This window comes from Sphingomonas abietis (assembly GCF_027625475.1).
Lineage (GTDB): Bacteria > Pseudomonadota > Alphaproteobacteria > Sphingomonadales > Sphingomonadaceae > Solisphingomonas > Solisphingomonas abietis.
On record NZ_CP115174.1, the window covers coordinates 3,999,800 to 4,022,824 of the forward strand.

A 23,025-nucleotide genomic window follows, 5' to 3' on the forward strand; every position below is an offset into this window, starting at 1 on the left:
GAACGGGCGTGGTTTTCGATCAGTGCAGGGTGGCGGCAGGCTCGGGATCGCCGAGTTGCAGGATCGCGCGGCCGACCCGGCACCAGCGCGTATAATGGATGTGGTTGCCGAGATCGCGGCTGCGCTCGGCGCGCGCGGCCGCCTCGGACAGCGCCTCTTCGCCCCATCGCGCCATCAGTTCCTCGGCGCCGTCATAGGCCTCCCGATCGATCACGAAGAGCATCTGGTCGAACACGCCACCTCCCATCCGGCCTGGACGCCGGAGCCTCGCCCTAGACCCGTGGCCGTTAAGGCTGGCCGCAGGAGAAGGGTAAACATCGCCGCCACCATGTTGCGGCGCTGGCGCCGGATCGGCGATCGTGGCAGAGGCCCTGCCATGGCCGATCATCCCGGACCGCAGGCAGGCGGTGTCCTCATCGCCGTCGCCGTCATGGCCGGCACCATCCTCGGTGGGCTGATGAACCAGCCGAGCCTCGGGCTGCTCGCCGGCCTCGCCATCGGCGTCGCGGCGGCGGTCGCGCTGTGGCTGGCGGATCGGCGCAAGATCGGGCGCTAGAGCGTCCGCCCGGCCCACAGCACCCGGCCGATCACCACCGCCCCGCCGGCCAGATCGACCGGCCCGGCGTCCGGATTGTCGCTCCGCACCGCGAAGCCGTCGCCCTCGCGCACCAGCCGCTTGACCAGCAGCACGTCGTCCACCCGCAGCACATAGATGCCGTCGCGCAGGCGATCATGGGCATCGTGCCGATCGACCAGTATCTCGTCGCCGTCGGCCAGCGTCGGCAGCATCGAAATGCCCCGCACCCGGATCACCGACAGCCCTTCCCTGTCCCCACGATCGGGGCGGAGCCGGCGCAGCCATGCCTCGGAAAAGCCCATGCCGGCAGCGGACAACCGATCCTCCGCCACTGCCCCCGGCCCGGCCGACGCGGCGATATCCAGCATCGGCACCGTCCAGAGCGGGGCCACGGCCGGGGCCGGCGCCTCGGCCGCGCCCAGCCAGGTTTCGGGCACGCCGAAATAAGCGGCGAGCCGCGCGCGATCCGCCTCCGCCAGCCGGCGCGGCGTGCCCCGCCGGATGAACTGCTGCACATAGGCCGGGTTGCGGCCGATCAGCCGCGACAGCGAGGCGCAATCCTCCCCGCGTTGCTGGATCAGCCGTGCGAGAACGGCGCGCGGATCGCCTTCGACCATGGCCGGATCATACGGATAGGAAAAATCCTAGACAAGTAGGATTTGAAGAACAAAACATGATCTTCAACGGGGCGAGCGAGTCCCGAGGGAGGCCGCACGTCGATGCATCTGCTCACGCGAATCCAGCATTATCTGCGGCGTTCGGGGACCAGTGCATCGACGTTCGGCCGGCGCGTCGTCGGCGATCCCCGATTCGTCCACGATCTGCGCAACGGCCGCGAGCCCCGGATCAAGACCGAACGCCGCATCCATGCCTGGCTCGATCGTCATGAGGAGATGAGAGGATGATACGCCTGCCCGCCGAACGCGCCCGCGATACCCTGCTGCGCGCGATGGAGCCGTTCGCGGCCCCGTTCACCACCATCACCGCGACCAGCCAGGATTGGGCCTCCGGCCTGTTCTACGGCGCACGGCACCGGCTCGCGCTGCGCATCGAGGGCGGCGACGCCGCGATCCGGGCGGCGCAGTTGCAGGCGGCATTGCCCGAGATGGAGCTGGCGATGGCCCAGGGTTTCGTCGCCGATCTGCATGTGGTGCGGCTCGATGAAAACGGGCCGATCCTCGCGATCGAGGCGCTGACGATCGACGATCCCGAACAGGCGAACCGGGTCGCGCATGTCGCCCGGACGGGCGCGGTCAATCGTGCCGGACGGCCAGCCTGTTGAGCTCGTCCAGCGCATCGCGGAGCGCCGGGCGCATGTCGCGCGCAGGCGGCGCCTCGGGCGCTTCGTCGGCCACGGCCCGGCGCTCGAGGCCGGCCGACAGACGCTCCATCATCGCGGTGATGCTGGCGCCGCGCGGCAATTCCCGCGCCACGCGTGCCGGGGCGTCCGCCGCGACGGGTTCGGCGGGCACCGGCTCGACCGGGGCGGATTCGACGGCCGCGACAGGCTCGGCCGGCACCCTCTGCGCCACGGTGTCCGCCACGGTATCCGCCACCAGTTCGGGCACGGTTTCGGGCACGGGGTCCACCGGCGGCGACGCCACCGGCTCCTCGCCCACCTCGACGAAATCGCCGTCGGGGATCGCGGGTTCGGGCCACCAGGCCTCATCCGCCTGCGGATCGGGGGCCGCCGCCGGGGCCGGGCCGAAGCCGCTGACCTCCATGAACGGCTCGCCGAGATCGCGGCTGGCGATGATCGGCTCGCGCGGCGGCGCATCGGGATGGGCATCGGCCCGGCGGAAGCGGCGGAAACGCTCGCTCGGTGCCGGCGGGGCGGGCTCCTCCTCGGGCGCCATCACGATCGGCTCGTCGCCGTCTTCCAACGCCACGGATCGGGCCGGGCGCCGCCGCATCGCGAGATACGCCACGCCCGCGCAGACGATCGCCAGCCCCGCCGTCACGATCGCGCGGCCGGCCACGCCCATGTCGCCCGCCACCGGAATCCGATCGAACAGCTCGGCCGGCACGGTCCACGCGAAGAAGCCGGCCGATGCGCCCAGCGCGAGCGCCAGCGGCCCCTCGAAGCGCCAGCGATCGATCCTGCGAAGCATCTGCGTCGTCATGCGAACCTGCCCTGCCTGTCCCAACTCATGCGCCCGCCGGCACCATGGCGGCGGGAACGATGCTTTTCTGTGCCACTCTTTGGTAAACGGGAAGATAATGTTTGGCGTTGGAGGCCCAATCCCGCTCGCGCTCCACGAAGCGGCGGCCCGCTTCGCGGCGGCGTTCCCAGATATCGCGATCGGCCAGCAGCCCGGCCAGCGACGCGGCGATCGCCTGCGGATCGTCGGGCGCGAACAGGGTGCCGGTCTCGCCGTCGCGGATCAGCTCGCGATGGCCGCCAATGTCCGACGCGGCGACCAGCCGGCGCTGCGCCATCGCCTCCAGTGGCTTCAGCGGCGTCACCAGATCGGTCAGCCGCATCTTCTTGCGCGGGTAGCAGAGGATATCGATCAGCCCGTAATAGCGCTCCACCTCCTGGTGCGGCACGCGGCCGACGAAGTGGATGCGCGCGGCGACCGGCGAGGCGTCCGCCTGCGCCTTCAGCGCATCCGCCCGCGGCCCGCCGCCGACGAGCAGCAGATGCGCGTCCGGCCGCGCGGCGACCAGAGCCGGCATCGCCGCGATCAGGTCGTCGATGCCCTCATAATCGTAGAGCGAGCCGATGAAGCCGATCACCTCGGCACCAGCGAGGCCCAGCTGCGCGCGCAGCGCCTCGTCGGGCGGCGGCGGATCGCCGAACAGGCCGAGATCGACGCCGTTCGGCGAGACCATGATCTTGTCCGCCGGCACGCCGCGCGCGATCAGGTCGCCGCGCAGCCCCTCGCAGATCACCGCGACCGCGTCGGCGCGGTTGACCGCCCAGGTCTCGATCGCCTTGGTCAGCCGGTATTTGGCCGATCCTTCGGTTCCGGTGCCGTTACCGACCGCCGCATCCTCCCAGAAGGCACGGATCTCGTAGACCAGCGGCAGGCCGAGCCGCTTCGCCGCCGATCGCCCGGCGAGCGCGGTCAGCACCGGCGAATGGGCGTGCAGGACGTCCGGCTTGAATTCCTCGGCGGCGCGCAGGATCGCGCGGGTGAAGGCGCGGACCTCGCGCATCTCGGAGAGGATCGGCGCACCCGCCGCCACCCCGCCGCCGCGATGGAAGCGCAGCCCGTCATGGGTTTCCCACGCCCCTTCGGTCACCGCCGCGCCCAGCACGTGGCGCGCGCCGGTGACGCCCGCCACCTCCAGCCCCAGCGCCTCCTGCGCCTTCAGGATGGCGCGCGTGCGGAAGGTGTAGCCGCTGTGCAAGGGCAGCGAATGATCGAGGATGTGCAGAATCCGCATGATAGTCCTCATGTCCCGCATCGGGACTTTTCGCACGGACCTTTGCCATGGCAAGGCTTAACGTCGCGTCAACCGGGGCGCGCTAGGCGTGGGTGCGCCATGATGGGACGAGAGACGCAGCGATGATCGACACTTTCGCGCTCGCGCTGTCCCACGGCCTGCTGGCGCTGACCGCCTGGCGGCTGTTCAAGCGCCCCGATCTCGATCGCGACGGCGGCGCCAAGCGGACGGTGTGGGGCCAGCGCCCGGATGCATGATCTCGCCCTCGTCGCGTTCATCGCCGGGCTGATGGGACTCGGCCTGCGCCGGCCATTCATCTTCGTGCTCGGCTATGCCTATGTCGACATCGTCTCGCCGCAGCGCCTGTCCTACTACATGCTCAATGCAGTGCCGATCTCGCTGATCTTCTTCGTCTGCGCGCTGGGTGGCTTCCTGGCGATGGACGACAAGAGCGGCACGCGGCTCGCCGGGCGGCAGGTGCTGCTGATCCTGCTGCTGCTGTGGTGCGGCTTCACCACGATGACCGCCGATTTTCCCGCCGCCGCCGCCGAGAAGTGGGACTGGGTGTGGAAGGCGCTGCTGTTCGCGATCTTCCTGCCGTTCACGCTGCGCACCCGGCTGCGGATCGAGGGATTGCTGCTGTTCATGGTGATCGCGGCCGGATCGATCATCATCACCGGCGGGATCAAGACGCTGCTCGGCGGTGGCGGCTATGGCACGCTCAACCTCGGGCTCAGCGACAATAGCGGGCTCTACGAGGGATCGACGATCTCGACGGTGGCGATCGCGATCGTCCCCACTATCCTGTTTCTCGGCAAATATGGCACCGTCTTCCCGCGCGACTGGAAGGTGCGGCTCTATACGCTGGCGCTCGCCTTCGCCTGCCTGCTGATCCCGATCGGCACGGCGACGCGCACCGGGCTGATCTGCATCGGGCTGGTCGCGCTGATGGGGCTGCGCGATTCCCAGCACCGGCTGCTCTATATCGGCGGCATGGTGGTGGCGGGCATGATCGCGGTGCCGCTGCTGCCCTCCAGCTACACCCAGCGGATGCACACCATCCAGGGCTACCAGTCCGACGAATCCGCCTCGACCCGCGTCGCGGTGTGGGGCTGGACGTGGAACTACGTGCAGGATCATCCCGCCGGCGGCGGCTTCGCCGCCTATCTCGGCAACCACATCCAGCTGCAGCTGAAGGATGCGCGCGGCCAGCCGATCAACAATGCGGTGGAATATGACAAGGCCCGCGCCTTCCATTCCGCCTATTTCGAGATGCTGGGCGAACAGGGCTTTCCGGGCTTCCTGATGTGGGCGGCGCTCCACCTCACCAGCCTGTTCCGGCTGGAGATGCTGCGCCGCCGCTTCCGCCGGTCGACCGATCCCGACGAGCAATGGATCGCGCCGCTGGCGACCGCGCTCCAGCATGGCCACATCATCTATCTGGTCGGCTCGCTGTTCATCGGCATCGCCTTCCAGCCCTTCGTGTATATGATGATCGCCTGCGAGATCGGGCTCGATTCGTATGTGCTGCGAACCCGGCCGCGTATCGCCAGGGCGCCGATGGGGCAGACGGCGCACGGCCCCGTCGCGACCGGCCCCGCCGCCGCATGACCCGGCCGGAACTGCGCCCGCTGACATCGGTTCGCGGGCTCTTCGCCTGGGCGGTGGTGCTCTATCATGTCCGCATCGCCTGCCTCGGCTGGCTGCCGGCGGCGGCGATCCAGCTGCTCGCCAAGGGCTATCTGGCGGTCGACTTCTTCTTCCTGCTCTCCGGCTTCGTGATCTGGCTCAACTATGGCGAGCGGCTGCGCACGCGCGGCGCCGCCACCGATTTCCTGGTCCGCCGGATCGCGCGGGTATGGCCGCTACACGCCGCGATGCTGGCGTTCGGCGGCGGCCTCGCCATCCTGCTATGGGCGACCGGGCGCGATACCGGGCATTTCCCGATCGGCGAATTGCCGCTGCACATCGCGATGATGCAGAATTGGGGCCTGCTCGACACGCTCGACTGGAACGATCCGGCCTGGTCGATCAGCTGCGAATGGGCGGCCTATCTGCTGACCCCGCTCGCGGTGCTGCTGGTGCCCGCCAGACGGCTGCCGACGCCGGTGCTGATCGCCTGCGCCGCCGCGCCGCTGCTGGTGCTGTTCGCGGTGGCGCAGGCGCGCGGCGCGACCGGCCTCGGCTTCGACATCCCGCATTTCGGATTGTTCCGCTGCCTCGCCGAATTCGCCTGCGGGGCGATGCTTTCGACGCTGTGGCGGCGCTGGCGCGGGATGGTGCGCGCGGAGCTGGGCTGCTGGCTCGCCGGCGCCTGCTGCCTCGCGGCATGGGCGGCGGGCGTGCCCGAGACGCTCGCCGTGCCGTTCGCCTTCGCGACCCTGCTGCTGGCGCTGGCGCTGGGCGCCGAGAGGCCGCGCCACCCGCTTGCCGGCCGCGCGATCCACTGGCTCGGCGAGATCAGCTACGCGACCTATTTGTCGCATTTCCTGCTGTTCTTCGCGGTCAAGCTGGCCTTCGTGCACAACGAGCATGACGCCGCGCCGGCGGTCATGGCGCTGTACCTGCTGATCGTGCTGGCCGCCTCGGCGGCGCTCTACCACGGCGTCGAGCGGCCCGCCCAGCGCGCCATCCTGCGCGGCTGGGCGGGCTTTCGCAAACCGCGCGTCAGCGCTGTTCGATCGACTTGATCAACGCTTCGGTGAAGGCCGGGATGTCACCCGGCTTGCGGCTGGTGATGAGCCTGCCGTCGACCTGCACCTCCTGGTCGACCACCTCGGCGCCGGCATTCTTCAGGTCGGTGCGGATCGACGGCCAGCTGGTGACGGTTCGCCCGTCGAGCACGTCCGCCTCGGCCAGCAGCCACGGCCCGTGGCAGATCGCCGCCACCGTCTTGTCCGCCGCGAAGAAGTCACGGACGATGCGCAGCGCCTCGGCCTCCATCCGCATCTTGTCGGGATTGGTGGTGCCGCCGGGAATGAGCAGCGCGTCATAATCCTCGGCGCGGACGTCGGCGAGCAGGAGATCGGGGGTGATCGTCGAGGCCTTCTCGACATCCTGCTCCATGCCCTGGATCGGATCGGTCCCGATCGAGGCGAGCGTCACCTGCGCGCCGGCATCGATCAGGCTCGCGCGCGGCTTGAACAGCTCGGATTGCTCGAAGCCGTCGGTGGCGATGATGAGGACTTTGGACTGGTCGATCATCGGCATGTCTTTTCTCCTGCTGAGCATGGGGTCGGCGACGAAAACGGATCGCGACGGGCTCCCGTTCCGTGACCCGCCGGAACGATCCCACGACCGATCGCGTTGCCCCGGGATCATGACCAACCCCAAGCTCACCTTCGTCGACGACGAACTGCCCGGCATCACCCGCCGCCGCGCCGGCAAGGGCTGGGCCTATCGCGACGCCCATGGCGAGCGCGTCACCGCACGCGACGAGATCGACCGGCTGAACGCGATCGCGATGCCGCCGGCCTACCGCGATTGCTGGTTCTGCCCCTCGCCCGACGGCCATATCCAGGCGACCGGCTATGACGACAAGGGCCGCAAGCAATATCGCTACCACCCCGATTTCCGGGCCGCGCAGGAGGCCGAGAAATATGCCGGCTGCGCCGATTTCGGCCGGATGCTGCCGCTGATCCGCCGGCAGGTGGACAGCGACCTCGCCCATCGCAAGCTCGACAAGCGCACCGCCGTCGCCGCCGTCGTCCGGCTGCTCGATCTCGGCCATGTCCGCGTCGGCAATGCGAGCTATGCGCGCGACAATGGCTCGTTCGGCGCGACGACGCTGCGCACCCGCCATGCCGCGGTGCGCGGCGCCCGGCTGAAGCTCTGCTACAAGGGCAAGTCCGGCAAGATGCAGGAGCTGACGATCGAGGATCGCCGTCTCTCTACCATCGTCAAGCGCTGCCAGGATCTGCCCGGCCAGCAGCTCTTCCAGTATCTCGACGGCGACGGCGGCCGCCACGCCGTCACCTCGTCTGACGTCAACGACTATATCCGCGAGACCAGCGGCGGCGCCTTCACCGCCAAGCATTTCCGCACCTGGGCGGCGAGCGTGATCGCCTACCAGGCGATCGTGGCGGCGGGCGCGGACGGCATCGGCATCAACGCGATGCTGGCCCCGGTGGCCGAGGCGCTGGGCAACACGCCCGCGATCAGCCGCAAATCCTATGTCCACCCCGCCCTGATCGATCTGGCCAAGGCGGGTGGCCTCCGCGACCCGGTTTCGTTACGGTTGCCGCGAACCACACGCTGGCAGCAGCCTGCCGAGCGAGGGCTCATCGCCTTTCTCGATGCGCTGCCGGATCAACGCGGGCCGGCCACGGCCGCCCGCTCCCACGCCGAACGAAGGACGAAAGCCGCCTGATGCCGATCAGCAATAGCGCCGCCCCCGTATTCCACCCCCCCGTCGACTTCGCCGCCGAGGGCCAGGCCCTCGCCGCCGAAACCAGCCAGTGGATATCGGACCATTGGCTCCAGCTGCTGATCGCGGTCGGCATCGCCGTCGTCATCGTGTTCGCGCTGCTCGCCGTGCAGAAGGGCGCGCAGCGGCTGTGTCGCGAGGATGACGCGCTGGTCAGCTGGCGGACGATCATCGGCCGGATCGCCGCCCGCACGCGCTTCTGGTTCCTCGTGATCGTCGCCGCCCGGCTGGTCGATGGCTATGCCGATGCGCCGCCGCTGGTCGACAAGACGATCGCCTTCCTGTTCACCGTCGGCCTCACCTTCCAGGCGGCGCTATGGGCACGCGAGCTGGTGATCGGCTTCGTCGAGCATCGCGCCGGCGCCGCCGAAAATACCGGCGGTGCGCTGACATCGGCGATGGGGATCATCCGCTTCCTCGTCACCTTCGCGCTGTTCTCGATCGCGCTGATCTTGGTGCTGGGCAATCTCGGGGTCAACGTGGCGGGGCTCGTCGCCGGTCTCGGCGTCGGCGGCATCGCCATCGGTCTCGCCGCGCAGGGCGTGTTCGCCGATCTGTTCGCCGGCATCTCGATCCTGTTCGATCGGCCGTTCCGGGTCGGCGAGAATATCAGCTACGGCAGCAGCGCCGGCACGGTGGTGGCGATCGGCATGAAGACCACCCGCATCCGCGCCTACACCGGCGAGCTGATCATCATCTCGAACAAGAATCTGCTCGACAAGGAGATCATGAACGTCACCGGGCGCGACCATATCCGCCTGAGCTTCACCCTGTCCGTCACCTACGAGACCCCGCCCGATACGCTGGCACGGATTCCGGCGATGCTGAAGGAGATGGGCGAGGCCGAGAAGGTGAATGTGGCGCGCGCGGGCTTCGATGCGTTCGGCGCGAGTTCGCTGGATTTCGCCTTCACCATCGACATTCCGGGCAGCGACTGGTCGATCGCCCACCCGATGCGCGACCGGCTGCTGGTGACGATCATGAAGCGCTTCGCGGCGGAAGGGGTCGGCCTCGCCTATCCGACCCAGACCACCTACACCGCCGCGCCCGATGGCCGGCTGATCATGCCCTATGCCGAAACGCCGGGCGCGACGGGCGCGCAATCGGCGCAGCCCTGATCGGAGAATGCGAAAGCGGTGGGTGGATCGCCCCCCGTCGCGCTCGCGGATTCCCCGATACACCGGAACCCCGCCGTCACCCCGGCCTTGAGCCGGGGTCCAGCGTCCTTTGTTACGGTTCAGGCAAGCAAGAAGCGGGATCCCGGATCAGGTCCGGGATGACGCGATGTAATGCGAGCGATGCCCGCCTCTTCGAACCCGCCTCTTGGAAGGCGCGGAAGGTCGATCCGCCGTCACCCCCACAGGGTCGGCTGGGCGTTGAGCATCTTGCCGCCCTCGAAACGGAAGCCGTCGGGGCGATCGCGGGCGAGCAGCAGCGGCCCGTCGAGATCGGCCCACTCCGCCCCTTGCGCCGCCAGGAAGGCGGGCGCCACGCCGAGCGAGGTGGAGAGCATGCAGCCCACCATCAGCTTCAGCCCGGCCGCGCGCGCCTCCTTGGAGAGGAGCAGCGCCTCGGTCAGCCCGCCGGCCTTGTCGAGCTTGATGTTCACCGCCTGATAGCGGCCGATGCAGCGCGCCAGATCGCTGCGATCGTGGCAGCTTTCATCGGCGCACAGCGGGATCGGGCTCTTCACCCCATCGAGCAGATGATCCTCGCCGGCGCGCACCGGCTGCTCGATCAGTTCGACGCCATAGGGCACCAGCGCCGCCGCCTCGGCCGCGACGTCGCGCCCGGTCCACGCCTCGTTGGCATCGACCACCAGCCGTGCCTCGGGCGCGCCGCAGCGCACCGCCGCCACCCGCGCGACATCGCCCTCGCCGGCCAGCTTGAGCTTGAGCAACGGATATTTGCCCGCCGTCGCGCGCGCGTCCGCCTCCATCTTCTCCGGCTCGCCGAGCGAGATGGTGTAGGCGGTCGCCACCGGCTTGGGCTCTTCCAGCCCGCCCAGCCGCCATACCGGCAGGCCGATCCGCCGGGCGTCCAGCTCCCACAGCGCGGTGTCGATCGCGTTGCGCGCCGCGCCGCGCGGCATCAGGGTCAGCAGATCGGCGCGGCTCGCTCCCTCGGCGATGACGCCGGACATGGCGAGGATCTGATCGCGCACGCTCTCGGCAGTCTCGCCATGATAATAAATGGCGGTCGCCTCGCCGCGGCCCCGCGATTCGGCTTCGGCGACGGTCGCGACGACGACGTCCACCTCGGTCTTGGCGCCGCGCGCAATGATGAAGGCGCCGGCCACCGGCCAGCGTTCGATTCGCGCGGCAAGACGCACGGTTGCAGCCATCACATATCTCTCATGTCGTCGATGTTCCCGCGGCGGGATCGCTCGCGGGCGGCGCCGGCAGGGCGCGCGGGGTGGCCGAGGGCCAATAAGGCTTGGGCAGGATCCGGGCGACGCGATCGAACGCCGCCTTCACGTCCGGGCGCAGCAGCAGCCGCGCCCACAGCCCTCTCAGACGCGACACCGGGTGCGGCGGCAGGGCGCCATCCGGCTGGAACTGATCGGCCAGGCGATCCGGGCCGTCCGGCGTGGCGAGCGTGGCGACGGCGATCGCCGCCGCCTCGTCGTCGCGCCCGGCGCAAAGAAGTCCTTCGATCGCGGCGGCGGGATTGTCGGCGGTGACGGCCTTCAGCGCATCGCCGGCCGCCTTCGCCTCGGCAGCACGGCCGAGGCCGGTCAGCGCGCAGACCTGATTGCGCCGCAACCAGGCGAGGCCGAAGGGCGACAGGAAATCCGGCTGGGCCACGCCGGCCTGCGCCACCGCCAGTTCCTCGTCATAGCGGCCTGCCTGGTCGAGCATCTCGGCCAGCGAGATCAATGCGCCGGCCGCCTCGGGATTGGTCTTGAAATCGACCTTCATGAACGGGCGAAGCCGATCGAGCGCCTTGTCGCGCGCGCCGGACGCCGCCAGCGCATCGGCATCGATCAGCACGGTGCCGACCTGATCCTCGCTCATCCGCGGGCCGATCGCGGTCGCTCCGGCCACGCTCGGGACATCGTCGAAGCGCCCCAGGAAGGCGAAGGCGCGCGCCGCATCCAGTATCGCCTGCGGATCGGCCGGCGTGGCGGCATAGCTATCGAGCGCGGTGCGGGCGAACTGGTCGATCGCCAGCCCTGCCTGCGGCCCCAGCCGCGCCTCGATATCCGGCCATAGCGCGCTGTAGCGACGCTCCAGCGCCATATCCCACAGCAGGTTCGGGCGGCTGACGCGATCCAGCAGCTGGCGCGCATCGTCCACCGCCTGCTTGTCGAGCAGCGCGCCGACGGCATCGGCGGCAAGCGCTTCGGCGAGTTCGGGCTGGTCCGGCGGATCATAATCGGCCAGCGCCAAAGCCAGCGACACCCGGTCGCGCCGCACCGTATCGCCGGACACGGTGAGCTTCTGCGCCAGCGCCTGCCACAGGCTGCCGGGCATCAGCGCCAGCGCCTTGGATCGTTCGTCGGCGATCGCGCCCATCGCATCGGCCGCCTCGGCGAAGCGACCGGCATCGGCATCGGCGAACACCTCGAAGCCCTGCACCAGCGGGTTGGTCGGCGCCGTCTCCTTGAGTTCGGCGAGCACCGGCGCGATCTCGGCGCCCCGGCCGGCACCGGCCAGGCAGGGCAGCCGCAGCAACTGGGCCGAGAAGCGCGACGGCGTTCCGGCCCCGGCATGGCCCGCCACCAGCGGATCGAGCAGCGCCAGCACCGCCTTGCAATCGCCGGCCCTGGCCAGCTCCATGCCCCGCGCGACGGCGACCTCCGGCCCGACACGGCCCTTGGGCGGCGCGATCGGGTTTCTCGGCACCGCCGCGACCGACGGCGCGCAGGCCAGCATGGCGCTAACCAGCAGAAGCGGAGCCAGCCCCAAGGACGGCCGCCCCGAGGCTCGGGACGAGACCGGCACGACGGTGATGCGGGAGGTGGTCAACGACCGCCGCCTGCGATCAGGCTTCATGCTCCGCGATCCACTGCTCCAGCACCGGCGCGATCTCCTCGCGCCAGCGGCGACCGTTGAAGATGCCGTAATGGCCGACCTTCTCGGCGAGCAGATATTTCTTCTTCTCGTCGGGCAGGTTGGTGGCGATGGTCAGCGCCGCGCGGGTCTGGCCGACGCCGGAGATATCGTCCCGCTCGCCCTCGACGGCGAGGATCGCGATGTCGGTGATCGCCGCCGGATCGACCTTGCGCCCGCGATGGAGCAGCTCGCCCTTGGGCAGCTTGTGCTGCTGGAACACGTCGGCGATGGTCTGGAGGTAGAATTCCTCGGTCATGTCGCAGACCGAGCGATATTCCTCGTAGAAGGCCTTGGTGGCGTCGGCGCTTTCCTCGTCGCCCTGCACCAGATGGTTGAACATCTTATAGTGGCTCATCAGGTGGTTGCCGAGGTTCATCGCCATGAAGCCGGTGAGCTGGAGGAAGCCCGGATAGACCTTCCGCCCGCCGCCCGGATAGAAGAAGGGCACGGTGGCGATGACATTCTGCTCGAACCACGCCATCGGCCGCTGGGTGGCAACGGTGTTGACCGCGGTCGGCGCCTCGCGGGTATCGACCGGGCCGCCCATCATGGTGAGCGTGGCAGGGCGCGCCGGATTCTGGTCCGCGCTCATCAGGCAGGCGGCGGCATAGACCGGCACCGACGGCTGGCAGACCGCCAGGACATGCGCGCCCGGCCCGATATGCTCCAGGAATTCCACGACATAATCGACATAATCGTCGAGATCGAAGCGGCCGTCGGCGAGCGGCACCAGCTTCGCGTCGCGCCAGTCGGTGATGTAGAGATCGTGGCCGGGCAGCATCCGCTCGGCGGTGCCGCGCAGCAGCGTGGCATAATGGCCGGACATCGGCGCGACGATCAGCAGCTTGGGCTGGCCCTCCACGCCCTCCTTGCGGAAGCGCTTGAGCTGGCCGAACGGTTTGCGCAGCACAATCTCCTCGAACACCGTCACCGTCTCGCCGTCGACCACCGCCGACTCGAAGCCGAATCCCGGCTTGCCGCGCGGCTGGGAGGCATGGGCGAAGACGTCGAGGCCGGAGGCGATCATCGGGCCGAAACCGTGCTGGCCCAGCGGATTGGCGGGGTTTTGCAGCCACTCGGCGCCCATGTTCGCCATCAGGCTCGCGCCCGACAGCCAGGACTTCTGCATTTCATAGGCATCGTACAGCAATGTGATCTCCCGGGGCGCCAGCGCGACAGGCTAGCACGGAAAAGCTTTGCGGCCTTCTAACGCATCGCGCGCTCTTCGCGCTTGCAAAATAAGTATGCGGCGGCGCGGATGCGACCGCCCGACCGGGCGGGCCACGCAAAAACCCTGCCGACGGGGCGGATTGAGCGGCACGGCAGGGGGTGCTACCGCCCGCGCATGGCCCGTTCCCCCGTCAAAGCCGCCCCGCCGACCGATCCCAAACAGCGGAGGATCGGCAATCTCGGCCTCGTCTGGAAGCGGGCGCTGCGCTATCCCGGCCATATTGCAGCTGCGTTCGCGGCACTGTGCATCTCGGCCGCCGGCACGCTCGGCATCCCCTATGGGCTGAAGCGCGTGATCGACCGGGGCTTCTCCTCGGGCGTCGATCCGCATGGCGTCACCACCTCCTTCCATTATCTGCTGATGATCGTCGCGGTGCTGGCGGTGGCGACGGCGACGCGCTTCTGGTTCGTCTCGTGGATCGGCGAGCGGGTGGTGGCGGACCTGCGGGTCGAGGTGCAGGACAATCTGCTCACCCTGTCGCCGCGCTTCTTCGAGGAGAATCGCCCGTCCGAGATCGCCTCGCGGCTGACCTCCGATACCGCGCTGATCGAGCAGGTCGTCGGCACCACCGTCTCGGTGGCGCTGCGCTCCACCTTCACGATGGTGGGCGGCGTGGTGTTCCTGTTCACCCTGTCGGTGAAGCTCGCGCTGATGATGGTGATCGCGCTGCCGCTGGTGCTGGTGCCGGTGATCCTGCTGGGTCGCAAGGTACGCGGTTTCTCGCGCACCTCGCAGGACAAGATCGCCGAGGTCGGCGCCCGCGCCACCGAGACGCTCGGCGCGATGAAGATCGTCCAGGCGTTCAACCAGGAGCAGCGCGAGGCCACCCGCTTCCGCCTCGCCGCCGAGGCGGTGTTCGCCGCCGCCAAGCGCCGCATGGCGGTGCGCGCGGTGATGACCGCGTTGATCATCGGCCTGTTCTTCGGCGCGATCGTGCTGATCCTGTGGGAAGGCGCGCTGGACGTCGCCAGCGGCCGGATGTCCGGCGGCGCGATCACCGCCTTCGTCGCCACCTGCGGCATCGTCGCCGGCTCGTTCGGCTCGCTGGCCGAGGTCTATGGCGATCTGCTGCGCGGCGCCGGCGCCGCGAGCCGCCTGCACGAGCTGCTCGCCGAGCGCGCCGAGATCCGCGCGCCGGCCCATCCGCGCACCTTGCCCGAACCCGCGCTCGGCCACCTGCGCTTCGACGATGTGACCTTCCGCTACCCGACCCGGCCGGACATGGCCGCATTGGACGGCTTCACGCTCGATATCCCGCCCGGCCAGACGGTGGCGGTGGTCGGCCCGTCCGGCGCCGGCAAGTCGACATTGCTGGCGCTCGCCCAGCGTTTCTACGATCCGCAGGACGGCCGGATGCTGCTCGACGGCGTGCCGCTGACCGAGGTCGATCCCGCCGATATCCGCCGCCGCATCGCGATGGTGCCGCAGGACACGGTGATCTTCGGGGCGTCGGCCCGCGACAATCTCCGCTACGGCCGCTGGGACGCCAGCGACGCCGCGCTGTGGGACGCCGCCGAGGCGGCCAACGCCGCCACCTTCCTGCGCGGGTTGCCCGACGGCCTCGACACCTTCCTCGGCGAAGGCGGCGCGCGGCTTTCGGGCGGCCAGCGCCAGCGCGTCGCGATCGCCCGCGCGCTGCTCCGCGATGCCCCGCTGCTGCTGCTCGACGAGGCCACCTCGGCGCTCGATGCGGAGAGCGAGCGGCTCGTCCAGGATGCGCTCGACCGGCTGATGAAGGGCCGCACCACGATGGTGATCGCCCACCGCCTCGCCACCGTCCGCCAGGCCGACAGCATCGTGGTGATGGAGGCCGGGCGAATCGTCGAGCAGGGCACCCACGACCAGCTGTTCGCCGGCTCCGGCCTCTATGCCCGCCTCGCCAAGCTTCAGTTCGACACGGCGGGATGAACCGTTCGTCGCGCACCGGAAGAATCCGTTAACCATATCGGCCGAGAAGGGCTCCAGACCAATGGAGGCCGCGATGAGTAATGATTACGCGATGACCATGATCGACCGGATGATCGCCCGCGGCGCGCGCGGCGCCGGGCCGTCCGAACCGATCGATCCGACCCGCCGCGCCATGGTGGATCGGCTGGTCGACGAGATCCGCGCGATCGACACCGGCCAGCGGGGCCGCCAGCAGCGGCACTGAGCCGCATCCCCCCGCCCGGACGGGTTTATTTCGTCTCCTGCCGCGCCTACCTTGGCTGGCATGAGCACCGCCACCCTCCTCGCCGCCCGCGCGCTGATCCGCCTTTCGGGCGCGGATGTCGCCGGCTTCCTGCAAGGGCTCGTCACCAACGACACCGCGACGCTGGCGGACGGACAGCCGGTCTGGGCGGGCCTGCTGACCGCCCAGGGCAAGGCCCAGTGGGATTTCCTCCTCTGGCCGGATGGCGACGACATACTGGTCGATTGCGAGGCCGAACAGGCCGACGCGCTGGCCAAGCGGCTGACCATGTACCGCCTGCGCCGCCCGATCACGATCGCACGCGACGACTCGCTGGCGGTCCACTGGCGGCCGGAGCTGGACGACAGCGCCGCGACGCGGGCGACCGCCGATCCCCGCCTCGCCGCCCTGGGTTCGCGCTGGCTGTCGCCGGCCCATGGCACCGACACCGCCGATCTTGCATGGCGGACCTGGCGGCTCGGCCATGGCGTGACCGAGGGCCTCGCCGAACTCGGCAGCGACAAGACCCTGTGGCTGGAGACCAACGCGGTCGATCTCCATGGCGTGAGCTTCACCAAGGGCTGCTATGTCGGGCAGGAGAATACCGCGCGGATGAACTGGCGGCAGAAGGTCAATCGCCGGCTGGTGGTGTGCGAGGTCGATGCCGATCCCGGCGAGGCGGCGCGCGCCTGGTATCCCGATCTCGGCCTCGCGGTGGCGCTGGTGCGGGTCGAGCATCTGCGCGGCGACGGCCCGGTCAGGCTCGGCACGGTCGAGGCGCGGCCGCTCAGGCCGGCATGGCTGGCCGCGGCGATCGCGGAGGAGCAACCGGCATGAGCGAACCGCTCCATCCGCTGCCGCCGAGCCGCTCGGCGACCATGGGTGGGGTCGGCGCGATCTTCGTGACGGGCCTCTTCGCGATCATCGCGGCCGCCGCCGTGCTGCTGCTGGCCGACCGCTACGGTTTCCGCATGGAGACGATCGACTGGGTGCTGCTCGGCGCGGTGCTGCTGCTCACCTTGGGCGGCGGCTTCGCCCTCGCCCGCATGATCCGCGCCGACCCCGGCACGATCGGAGAGGCCCGCTTCGACACCTCCCACCCGGACGATCCGGCCGACTGAGATCGGCTATCGTCTCGGTGCAGGCCTCGGCCACGGGGACGGCCTTCGACGGCGCTCAGGCCGAACGGGAGGATGGCCTTACCCCGTGACGCGGACGGAGCCCTGACGCCCCCGCGCCCGCACCCGCACCCGCACCCGCAACCAATGAAAAGGGCGGCCACGGCTCACGCCGCGCCGCCCTTCCGTATGTCCTGGATCGCGCCTCAGGCCGCGAGCTTGCGCAGCACATATTGGAGGATGCCGCCGTTGAGGAAATATTCCAGCTCGTTGACGGTATCGATGCGGCACTTGGTCTCGAACGTCTCCTTCGAGCCATCGGCGCGGGTCAGTTCGACCGTCACCACCTGACGCGGGCGGAGATCGGCGACGCCGGTGATGGTGAAGGTCTCGCTGCCGTCGAGCTTCAGCGTCTTGCGGTCGACCCCCTCGGCAAACTGCAGCGGCAGCACGCCCATGCCGACGAGGTTGGAGCGGTGGATACGCTCGAAGCTCTCGACGATCACGGCGCGGACGCCGAGCAGGGTGGTGCCCTTCGCCGCCCAGTCGCGCGACGAGCCGGTGCCATATTCCTTGCCGCCGATCACGACCAGCGGGGTGCCGTCCGCCTTGTACCGCATCGCCGCGTCGTAGATCGCCTCGACCTCGCCGGACGGGACATATTTGGTCATGCCGCCCTCGATGCCGGGGACCATCTCGTTCTTGATGCGGATGTTGGCGAAGGTGCCGCGCATCATCACGTCATGGTTGCCGCGGCGCGCGCCGTAGCTGTTGAAGTCCTTCTTCGAGACCTGATGCTCGGTGAGGAAGCGACCCGCCGGGCTGTCCGCCTTGATCGAGCCGGCCGGCGAGATGTGATCGGTGGTGATCGAGTCGGCGAAGAGGGCGAGCGGGCGCGCATCGATGATGTCGTCCACCGGCTTGGGCGTCATGCTCATGCCCTCGAAATAGGGCGGGTTGGCGACATAGGTGCTGGTCGGGTTCCAGCTGTAGGTGTCGGAGCCGGTGACGTTGATCGCCTGCCACTTGTCGTCGCCCGAAAAGACATGGGCGTAGCGCGAGGAGAACATGGCGCGATCGATGTTGGCGTCCATGGTGGCACGAACCTCCTCGTTGGACGGCCAGATGTCCTTGAGGAACACGTCGCTGCCGTCGGTCGCCTGGCCGATCGGGGTGGTGGTGAAGTCCTCGGTCACCGTGCCCTTGAGCGCATAGGCGACGACCAGCGGCGGCGAGGCGAGGAAGTTGGCGCGCACGTCCGGCGAGACGCGGCCCTCGAAATTGCGGTTGCCCGAGATCACCGAGGCCGCGACGATGTCGTTGCCGTTGATCGCTTTGGAAATCGGCTCGGCGAGCGGCCCCGAATTGCCGATGCAGGTGGTGCAGCCATAGCCGACCAGGTTGAAGCCGATCGCGTCGAGATCGGTCTGGAGGCCCGACTTGGTGAGATAGTCGGTGACGACCTGCGAGCCCGGCGCCAGCGAGGTCTTCACCCAGGGCTTGGGCTTGAGCCCGAACGCCGCCGCCTTGCGGGCGACGAGCCCGGCGGCGACCAGCACCGACGGGTTGGAGGTGTTGGTGCAGCTGGTGATCGCCGCGATCACGACGTCGCCATCACCGATGTCGTGATCCTTGCCCTCGACCGGCACGCGCTTGGCGCCGTCATGCTTGTAGGTCTTGATCAGGTCGGCGTTGAACACGTCGTCGACCTCGGTGAGGATCACCTTGTCCTGCGGGCGCTTGGGGCCGGCAAGCGACGGCACCACGGTGCTGATGTCCAGCTCCAGCGTATCGGTGAAGATCGGGTCGGCCATGTCGGCGGTCAGCCACAGCCCCTGCTGCTTGGCATAGGCCTCGGTCAGCGCGATCTGCTCCTCCTCGCGGCCGGTCAGGCGCATATAATCGAGGGTCTTCTCGTCGATGCCGAAGAAGCCGCAGGTCGCGCCATATTCGGGCGCCATGTTGGCGAGCGTGGCGCGATCGGCGAGGCTGAGCGAGGCGAGGCCGGGGCCGAAATATTCCACGAAGCGGCCGACCACGCCCTTGGCGCGCAGCATCTGGGTGGCGGTGAGCACCAGATCGGTGGCGGTGATGCCCTCCTTCAGCGTGCCGGTCAGCTTGAAGCCGACCACTTCCGGGATCAGCATCGACACCGGCTGGCCGAGCATCGCGGCCTCCGCCTCGATGCCGCCGACGCCCCAGCCGAGCACGCCGAGGCCGTTGACCATGGTGGTGTGGCTATCGGTGCCGACGCAGGTGTCGGGATAGGCGACGGTATCACCCGCCGCATCCACCGAGGTCCACACCGCCTGCGCGATATGCTCGAGATTAACCTGGTGGCAGATGCCGGTGCCCGGCGGCACCACCTTGAAGTTGGCGAGCGCCTTGCTGCCCCATTTCAGGAATTCGTAGCGCTCGGAGTTGCGCTGATATTCCAGCTCGACATTGTCGCCGAACGCCTGCGGCGTGCCGAACTCGTCGACCATCACCGAATGATCGATGACGAGATGCACCGGCACCAGCGGGTTGATCTTCTGCGCGTCGCCGCCGAGCGCGTTCATCGCGTCGCGCATCGCCGCCAGATCGACCACGCAGGGCACGCCGGTGAAATCCTGCATCAGCACGCGGGCCGGGCGATACTGGATCTCGCGCTCGCTGGTCTTGTCGGTCATCCACTGGACCATCGCCTTGATGTCCTCGACGGTGACGGTCACGCCATCTTCGAAGCGGAGCAGATTCTCGAGCAGCACCTTCATCGAGAAGGGCAGCCGCGAGACATCGCCGACATGCGCGGCCGCTTTGGCGATCGAATAGAAATGGATCGTCTTGCCGCCGACCTCCAGACTGTCCCGAGTGCCGAGCGTGTCCTGTCCGATAGCGGTCATGAGCGATGTCCTATTCTGCAGAGCCGAAGAGTCGCGTGGCCTTAGCAAGGGGTCGGCTATTGGGAAAGGGCGCGGCGGATGGCTGCGAATCGGTCGCAACGGATCGGCGGTGCGAAGATTTGGCGTATCGCCGCGAAGACGCTAAGAGCGCCCCTGAAACCGGGTGCCACGCACCGCCAATCCACCGGATGATATCATGAGCGACACGCCTCCCGACCGCCTCTCCGTCAACCCGCGCAGCCCGCTTTACGACGCGGATCTGCTCTCGCGCGGCGTCGGCATCCGCTTCAACGGTGTCGAAAAGACCAATGTCGAGGAATATTGCGTGTCCGAGGGCTGGATCAAGGTCGCGGCCGGCCGCGCCGTCGATCGCAAGGGCAACCCGATGACGCTCAAGCTCAAGGGCCAGGTCGAGCCTTATTACGAGCGCGCCGCCGCCGATGCCACGGCGAACGAGGGCGACGCCGAAGCCTGATCCCTGCCATGCCCCAGGAGCACGCCATGTTCGATTTCCAGCCGAGGCTCGAATCGGACGGCGTGATCCTGCGGCCGGCGCGCGAGGCTGATTTCGACGCGCTCCATGCGATCGCAGCCGACCCGGCGATCTGGGCGCTCCATCCTGCCGGCGACCGCTGGCGACATCCTGTCTTCCGCGCCTTCTTCGACGATGCCCTGGCCGACCAGGGTGGCCTGGTCGCGATCGAGCCGGCCAGCGGCGCGGTGATCGGCTTCTCGCTATTCGATGAAGCGGTGTGCGCCGGGCGAGGTGGAGATCGGCTGGACCTTTCTCGCCACCCGCTGCTGGGGCGGCGCGATCAACGGCGCGATGAAGCGGCTGATGATCGAGCACGCCTTTGGTTACGTCGGCACCGTGCTGTTCTTCATCGGCGAGGACAATCTGCGCTCGCGCCGCGCCGTCGAGAAGATCGGTGCCCGGCTGACCGAACGGACGATCGATCCGGCCATCGGCGGGCAGGTCCGCCGCCACCTCTGCTACGCGATCGACCGACAGGGTTAGGGCATCGCCCGCTCCGCTTTGGCATGGACGATCCGGTCGCCCAGCACGCGAAAATCGACCGACGGAACGACGAAGCAGCAGGCTGCCTCCCGCGCGCCGCGTCATTCCAGCCAGTGGCCAGGCCGATAGGTTTGGACGCGCAGCGGCTGCGCGGTCGCCGGATCGACCGGCCGCCCCGTCATGCCCATCCATCCGCGTCCCTCCCCCGCCCCATGGAAAAAGGGCGGCGCCATCGCTGGCACCGCCCTTTTTTCGTCACCCGAAGGCTGGATCAGAAAGCGTCCGAATAACGCTCATTGCCTTCGAAGCCGAACTTGTCGACCTGGCTCTTCTTCACCACGGCGAGGACGTTGTCGATCACGTCGTAGCGGGTCTGCGGATCCGGCAGCAGGTGGAGTTCCGGCTGGTCGGGCAGATTCTTGGTCAGATCGATATACTGGCGCAGCGTGACCAGACCGGCATCGCCGGCCGGCAGCGGCTGGCCGTTCCAGAAGATGCTCCCGGCCGCGTCGGTCGAGATCGTGTTCTTGGTCGGCAGCACCAGCGGCGGCGGATTGTTGTTCGGAACCGGCAGATCCAGCTTCACGGCATGGGTCTGCGGGGGAATGGTGATGATGAACATGATGAGAAGCACCAGCATGACGTCGATCAACGGCGTCGTGTTGATGTCCATCATGGGCTCGCCTTCGGCGGTGCCTGCAGACATTGCCATCGTGAATTACTCCAGAATCTCTCGGTCTGCTCGGATCAGGTGCTCGGCCCGATGGGTTCGGAAATGAAGCCGACCTTCAGGAAGCCCGCGCTGCTCAGCGTCGAGACCACGCCGCCGATGCACTTGTAGGGCACGTTGACGTCGCCGCGGATGTGCGCCTCGGGCAGATTGTCCGGGGTCACCGCACTCATTCCGCCGAGTTTCGCGATCTCGTCCTTCAGCTTCTGCACCGAGCGATCGAGCAGTTCCTTGGAGGACACCTTCTGGACGCCCCAGAACACCTGGCAGTTGCCGGCCGCATCGGCCTTGACCGAGAGGTTGACGTTCTGCGGCTTGGTCGTCGTCGGCTCGTTGCGAACCGTCGGCAGCTTGAGCGGAATGGTCTGGATCACGACCGGGACCGTGATCAGGAAGATGATGAGAAGCACCAGCATGACGTCGACGAGCGGCGTCGTGTTGATGTCCGACATGGGGGCGTCGTCGCCGCCTTCGCCGCCTACACTCATGGACATGGAGTTCGGTCCTATTCTTATCCGGCGCCGCAGCTTCGGCGCCCTCGTTCAGGAGCGGAAATCCGCTCCGGCCACCCCGCGCCCCCGAAGGCGCGTGGGGTGGCCGTCACCGAAATCAGGCCTTGGTGGTCTGCACGCCCGAAGCGGTCGCCCCGACCTTGACCGGCGCCGGCTTCACGACACCGAAGGACGGGCGCACCGCGCCGCCCGAGACCATGTAGCCATGGACGTCGTTGGCGAAGGCCACCAGGCTCTCCATGATCACCTTGTTGCGACGCAGCAGCCAGTTGTAGGCGAGCACGGCCGGAACGGCGGTGATGAGGCCGAGCGCGGTCATGATGAGCGCCTCACCGACCGGGCCTGCGACCTTGTCGATCGACGCCTGACCGGCAGCACCGATCGCGATCAGCGCGCGGTAGATGCCGACGACGGTGCCGAACAGACCGACGAACGGTGCGACCGAACCGACGGTGGCGAGGAACGGCAGGCCGCCCGAGAGCTTGGCGCCGATCGAGGCGGTCGAGCGCGCGATCGAGTTGTTGATCCACTCATGCTGGTCGATCGGATCGGTCAGCTTGGTGTGCTGGTCTTCGGCGAGCAGGCCGTCGTCGACGATCTGGCGATAGGCCGAGTTCTTCTCGAGCTTGGTCGCCGCGTCGCGCAGGTTCGGCGCGCTCCAGAAGCTGCCGCGGACACCCTTGGACTGGTTGATGATCTTCTGCTGCTCCCACCACTTCGACATCAGGATGAAGAGCGAGATGAAGAGCGAGAGAACGAGCAGGATGAACACGGACCAGGAGATCACGCCGCCCTGCTGGAGGGCGGGAATCAGGCCGTACTGTTCAGCTCCGGAGGCGCCGGCGGCGGTAGCGGGGGTCGTCATGGTCGTCGGTTCCTTAGGTGAATGCGGTGTTTGAAGCGGCCG

26 protein-coding genes are annotated in these 23,025 nt (G+C 68.5%); 14 read left to right on the top strand and 12 right to left on the bottom strand.

Annotated elements, in window-relative coordinates; genetic code table 11:
* Window positions 1-19: 19 nt before the first annotated feature.
* Complete coding sequence (locus tag PBT88_RS18790; RefSeq protein ID WP_270076820.1) at window positions 20-235, bottom strand: hypothetical protein; 216 nt, start codon at window positions 233-235, stop codon at window positions 20-22.
* Between the two features lie 141 nt (window positions 236-376).
* Between PBT88_RS18790 and PBT88_RS18795 the strand changes: the two genes are divergently transcribed.
* On the top strand, window positions 377-556 hold the full coding sequence (locus PBT88_RS18795; protein ID WP_270076821.1) for a hypothetical protein: 180 nt from the start codon (window positions 377-379) through the stop codon (window positions 554-556).
* Here PBT88_RS18795 and PBT88_RS18800 read toward each other — a convergent pair.
* The gene (locus PBT88_RS18800; protein ID WP_270076822.1) at window positions 553-1,194 is read right to left on the bottom strand and encodes a S24 family peptidase; all 642 of its coding nucleotides are present in this window, start codon (window positions 1,192-1,194) and stop codon (window positions 553-555) included. The two genes, PBT88_RS18795 and PBT88_RS18800, sit on opposite strands and share 4 nt — an antisense overlap.
* 102 nt (window positions 1,195-1,296) lie before the next feature.
* On the opposite strand from PBT88_RS18800, the gene PBT88_RS18805 reads away from it, so the two are divergent.
* Both PBT88_RS18805 and PBT88_RS18810 read left to right on the top strand, forming a co-directional pair.
* Window positions 1,297-1,482 (top strand): hypothetical protein, encoded by a 186-nt coding sequence (locus PBT88_RS18805; protein WP_270076823.1) that lies wholly within the window; start codon window positions 1,297-1,299, stop codon window positions 1,480-1,482.
* Window positions 1,479-1,859, top strand: coding sequence for a hypothetical protein (locus PBT88_RS18810; protein WP_270076824.1), 381 nt, complete (start codon window positions 1,479-1,481; stop codon window positions 1,857-1,859). The genes PBT88_RS18805 and PBT88_RS18810 overlap by 4 nt, the downstream gene beginning before the upstream one ends.
* Here the strand turns inward: PBT88_RS18810 and PBT88_RS18815 are convergent.
* Both PBT88_RS18815 and PBT88_RS18820 read right to left on the bottom strand, forming a co-directional pair.
* A complete protein-coding gene (locus PBT88_RS18815) occupies window positions 1,831-2,700 on the bottom strand; it encodes a hypothetical protein (RefSeq protein WP_270076825.1) in 870 nt (289 codons plus the stop codon). The genes PBT88_RS18810 and PBT88_RS18815 overlap by 29 nt on opposite strands.
* A gap of 25 nt (window positions 2,701-2,725) precedes the next feature.
* On the bottom strand, window positions 2,726-3,970 hold the full coding sequence (locus PBT88_RS18820; RefSeq protein ID WP_270076826.1) for a TIGR04063 family PEP-CTERM/XrtA system glycosyltransferase: 1,245 nt from the start codon (window positions 3,968-3,970) through the stop codon (window positions 2,726-2,728).
* Window positions 3,971-4,092: 122 nt separating this feature from the next.
* On the opposite strand from PBT88_RS18820, the gene PBT88_RS18825 reads away from it, so the two are divergent.
* Genes PBT88_RS18825 through PBT88_RS18835 form a run of 3 tightly spaced genes read left to right on the top strand, consistent with a single transcriptional unit; the run spans window position 4,093 to window position 6,660 of the window.
* Entirely contained in the window at window positions 4,093-4,227 is a 135-nt protein-coding gene (locus tag PBT88_RS18825) for a hypothetical protein (protein ID WP_270076827.1), read from the top strand.
* The gene (locus tag PBT88_RS18830; RefSeq protein WP_270076828.1) at window positions 4,220-5,581 is read left to right on the top strand and encodes a putative O-glycosylation ligase, exosortase A system-associated; all 1,362 of its coding nucleotides are present in this window, start codon (window positions 4,220-4,222) and stop codon (window positions 5,579-5,581) included. Before PBT88_RS18825 ends, PBT88_RS18830 begins: the two co-directional genes overlap by 8 nt.
* Window positions 5,578-6,660, top strand: a complete 1,083-nt coding sequence (locus PBT88_RS18835) for an acyltransferase family protein (protein WP_270076829.1) — start codon at window positions 5,578-5,580, stop codon at window positions 6,658-6,660. The genes PBT88_RS18830 and PBT88_RS18835 overlap by 4 nt, the downstream gene beginning before the upstream one ends.
* On the opposite strand, the gene PBT88_RS18840 is transcribed toward PBT88_RS18835, so the two are convergent.
* On the bottom strand, window positions 6,638-7,180 hold the full coding sequence (locus tag PBT88_RS18840; protein ID WP_270076830.1) for a type 1 glutamine amidotransferase domain-containing protein: 543 nt from the start codon (window positions 7,178-7,180) through the stop codon (window positions 6,638-6,640). The two genes, PBT88_RS18835 and PBT88_RS18840, sit on opposite strands and share 23 nt — an antisense overlap.
* A gap of 109 nt (window positions 7,181-7,289) precedes the next feature.
* On the opposite strand from PBT88_RS18840, the gene PBT88_RS18845 reads away from it, so the two are divergent.
* On the top strand, window positions 7,290-8,339 hold the full coding sequence (locus tag PBT88_RS18845) for a DNA topoisomerase IB (protein ID WP_270076831.1): 1,050 nt from the start codon (window positions 7,290-7,292) through the stop codon (window positions 8,337-8,339).
* Window positions 8,339-9,514, top strand: a complete 1,176-nt coding sequence (locus tag PBT88_RS18850) for a mechanosensitive ion channel family protein (protein ID WP_270076832.1) — start codon at window positions 8,339-8,341, stop codon at window positions 9,512-9,514. Before PBT88_RS18845 ends, PBT88_RS18850 begins: the two co-directional genes overlap by 1 nt.
* A gap of 233 nt (window positions 9,515-9,747) precedes the next feature.
* Here PBT88_RS18850 and dgcA read toward each other — a convergent pair whose 3' ends face one another.
* From dgcA to PBT88_RS18865, 3 genes are read right to left on the bottom strand one after another with little or no spacing between them, the layout of a single operon-like run.
* The gene (dgcA, locus tag PBT88_RS18855; RefSeq protein ID WP_270079320.1) at window positions 9,748-10,740 is read right to left on the bottom strand and encodes an N-acetyl-D-Glu racemase DgcA; all 993 of its coding nucleotides are present in this window, start codon (window positions 10,738-10,740) and stop codon (window positions 9,748-9,750) included.
* A 10-nt stretch (window positions 10,741-10,750) separates the two neighbouring features.
* Window positions 10,751-12,367 (bottom strand): hypothetical protein, encoded by a 1,617-nt coding sequence (locus PBT88_RS18860; protein WP_270076833.1) that lies wholly within the window; start codon window positions 12,365-12,367, stop codon window positions 10,751-10,753.
* Window positions 12,368-12,383: 16 nt separating this feature from the next.
* Entirely contained in the window at window positions 12,384-13,604 is a 1,221-nt protein-coding gene (locus PBT88_RS18865) for a polyhydroxyalkanoate depolymerase (protein ID WP_270076834.1), read from the bottom strand.
* 195 nt (window positions 13,605-13,799) lie between these two features.
* Between PBT88_RS18865 and PBT88_RS18870 the strand changes: the two genes are divergently transcribed.
* From PBT88_RS18870 to PBT88_RS18885, 4 genes are all read left to right on the top strand, one after another.
* Window positions 13,800-15,593, top strand: a complete 1,794-nt coding sequence (locus tag PBT88_RS18870) for an ABC transporter transmembrane domain-containing protein (RefSeq protein WP_270076835.1) — start codon at window positions 13,800-13,802, stop codon at window positions 15,591-15,593.
* Between the two features lie 73 nt (window positions 15,594-15,666).
* A complete protein-coding gene (locus tag PBT88_RS18875; protein ID WP_270076836.1) occupies window positions 15,667-15,837 on the top strand; it encodes a hypothetical protein in 171 nt (56 codons plus the stop codon).
* Window positions 15,838-15,897: 60 nt separating this feature from the next.
* A complete protein-coding gene (gene ygfZ, locus PBT88_RS18880; protein ID WP_270076837.1) occupies window positions 15,898-16,692 on the top strand; it encodes a CAF17-like 4Fe-4S cluster assembly/insertion protein YgfZ in 795 nt (264 codons plus the stop codon).
* On the top strand, window positions 16,689-16,976 hold the full coding sequence (locus PBT88_RS18885) for a hypothetical protein (RefSeq protein ID WP_270076838.1): 288 nt from the start codon (window positions 16,689-16,691) through the stop codon (window positions 16,974-16,976). The genes ygfZ and PBT88_RS18885 overlap by 4 nt, the downstream gene beginning before the upstream one ends.
* A 203-nt stretch (window positions 16,977-17,179) precedes the next feature.
* Here the strand turns inward: PBT88_RS18885 and acnA are convergent, their stop codons facing one another.
* Window positions 17,180-19,858 (bottom strand): aconitate hydratase AcnA, encoded by a 2,679-nt coding sequence (gene acnA / locus PBT88_RS18890; RefSeq protein ID WP_270076839.1) that lies wholly within the window; start codon window positions 19,856-19,858, stop codon window positions 17,180-17,182.
* Between the two features lie 196 nt (window positions 19,859-20,054).
* Here acnA and PBT88_RS18895 point away from each other — a divergent pair, with 196 nt between their 5' ends.
* Entirely contained in the window at window positions 20,055-20,333 is a 279-nt protein-coding gene (locus tag PBT88_RS18895; RefSeq protein ID WP_270076840.1) for a DUF3297 family protein, read from the top strand.
* A 267-nt stretch (window positions 20,334-20,600) separates the two neighbouring features.
* Window positions 20,601-20,876: a GNAT family N-acetyltransferase gene (locus PBT88_RS18900; protein ID WP_270076841.1), complete on the top strand. Its 276-nt coding sequence runs from the start codon at window positions 20,601-20,603 to the stop codon at window positions 20,874-20,876.
* 271 nt (window positions 20,877-21,147) lie between these two features.
* Here the strand turns inward: PBT88_RS18900 and PBT88_RS18905 are convergent, their stop codons facing one another.
* From PBT88_RS18905 to PBT88_RS18915, 3 genes are all read right to left on the bottom strand, one after another.
* A complete protein-coding gene (locus PBT88_RS18905) occupies window positions 21,148-21,588 on the bottom strand; it encodes an ExbD/TolR family protein (RefSeq protein ID WP_270076842.1) in 441 nt (146 codons plus the stop codon).
* Window positions 21,589-21,623: 35 nt separating this feature from the next.
* Window positions 21,624-22,100: an ExbD/TolR family protein gene (locus PBT88_RS18910; protein ID WP_270076843.1), complete on the bottom strand. Its 477-nt coding sequence runs from the start codon at window positions 22,098-22,100 to the stop codon at window positions 21,624-21,626.
* A gap of 115 nt (window positions 22,101-22,215) precedes the next feature.
* On the bottom strand, window positions 22,216-22,983 hold the full coding sequence (locus tag PBT88_RS18915; RefSeq protein ID WP_270076844.1) for a MotA/TolQ/ExbB proton channel family protein: 768 nt from the start codon (window positions 22,981-22,983) through the stop codon (window positions 22,216-22,218).
* Window positions 22,984-23,025: the final 42 nt, after the last annotated feature.

What these genes read in the sequence shown, in the direction of transcription:
- PBT88_RS18795 (WP_270076821.1), top strand. Translation starts at nt 377, where the DNA reads ATGGCCGATCATCCCGGACCGCAGGCAGGCGGTGTCCTCATCGCCGTC.
- PBT88_RS18800 (WP_270076822.1), bottom strand. Translation starts at nt 1,194, where the DNA reads ATGGTCGAAGGCGATCCGCGCGCCGTTCTCGCACGGCTGATCCAGCAA.
- PBT88_RS18805 (WP_270076823.1), top strand. Translation starts at nt 1,297, where the DNA reads ATGCATCTGCTCACGCGAATCCAGCATTATCTGCGGCGTTCGGGGACC.
- PBT88_RS18810 (WP_270076824.1), top strand. Translation starts at nt 1,479, where the DNA reads ATGATACGCCTGCCCGCCGAACGCGCCCGCGATACCCTGCTGCGCGCG.
- PBT88_RS18815 (WP_270076825.1), bottom strand. Translation starts at nt 2,700, where the DNA reads ATGACGACGCAGATGCTTCGCAGGATCGATCGCTGGCGCTTCGAGGGG.
- PBT88_RS18820 (WP_270076826.1), bottom strand. Translation starts at nt 3,970, where the DNA reads ATGCGGATTCTGCACATCCTCGATCATTCGCTGCCCTTGCACAGCGGC.
- PBT88_RS18825 (WP_270076827.1), top strand. Translation starts at nt 4,093, where the DNA reads ATGATCGACACTTTCGCGCTCGCGCTGTCCCACGGCCTGCTGGCGCTG.
- PBT88_RS18830 (WP_270076828.1), top strand. Translation starts at nt 4,220, where the DNA reads ATGCATGATCTCGCCCTCGTCGCGTTCATCGCCGGGCTGATGGGACTC.
- PBT88_RS18835 (WP_270076829.1), top strand. Translation starts at nt 5,578, where the DNA reads ATGACCCGGCCGGAACTGCGCCCGCTGACATCGGTTCGCGGGCTCTTC.
- PBT88_RS18840 (WP_270076830.1), bottom strand. Translation starts at nt 7,180, where the DNA reads ATGCCGATGATCGACCAGTCCAAAGTCCTCATCATCGCCACCGACGGC.
- PBT88_RS18845 (WP_270076831.1), top strand. Translation starts at nt 7,290, where the DNA reads ATGACCAACCCCAAGCTCACCTTCGTCGACGACGAACTGCCCGGCATC.
- PBT88_RS18850 (WP_270076832.1), top strand. Translation starts at nt 8,339, where the DNA reads ATGCCGATCAGCAATAGCGCCGCCCCCGTATTCCACCCCCCCGTCGAC.
- dgcA (WP_270079320.1), bottom strand. Translation starts at nt 10,740, where the DNA reads ATGGCTGCAACCGTGCGTCTTGCCGCGCGAATCGAACGCTGGCCGGTG.
- PBT88_RS18870 (WP_270076835.1), top strand. Translation starts at nt 13,800, where the DNA reads ATGGCCCGTTCCCCCGTCAAAGCCGCCCCGCCGACCGATCCCAAACAG.
- PBT88_RS18875 (WP_270076836.1), top strand. Translation starts at nt 15,667, where the DNA reads ATGAGTAATGATTACGCGATGACCATGATCGACCGGATGATCGCCCGC.
- ygfZ (WP_270076837.1), top strand. Translation starts at nt 15,898, where the DNA reads ATGAGCACCGCCACCCTCCTCGCCGCCCGCGCGCTGATCCGCCTTTCG.
- PBT88_RS18885 (WP_270076838.1), top strand. Translation starts at nt 16,689, where the DNA reads ATGAGCGAACCGCTCCATCCGCTGCCGCCGAGCCGCTCGGCGACCATG.
- acnA (WP_270076839.1), bottom strand. Translation starts at nt 19,858, where the DNA reads ATGACCGCTATCGGACAGGACACGCTCGGCACTCGGGACAGTCTGGAG.
- PBT88_RS18895 (WP_270076840.1), top strand. Translation starts at nt 20,055, where the DNA reads ATGAGCGACACGCCTCCCGACCGCCTCTCCGTCAACCCGCGCAGCCCG.
- PBT88_RS18900 (WP_270076841.1), top strand. Translation starts at nt 20,601, where the DNA reads ATGAAGCGGTGTGCGCCGGGCGAGGTGGAGATCGGCTGGACCTTTCTC.
- PBT88_RS18905 (WP_270076842.1), bottom strand. Translation starts at nt 21,588, where the DNA reads ATGGCAATGTCTGCAGGCACCGCCGAAGGCGAGCCCATGATGGACATC.
- PBT88_RS18910 (WP_270076843.1), bottom strand. Translation starts at nt 22,100, where the DNA reads ATGTCCATGAGTGTAGGCGGCGAAGGCGGCGACGACGCCCCCATGTCG.
- PBT88_RS18915 (WP_270076844.1), bottom strand. Translation starts at nt 22,983, where the DNA reads ATGACGACCCCCGCTACCGCCGCCGGCGCCTCCGGAGCTGAACAGTAC.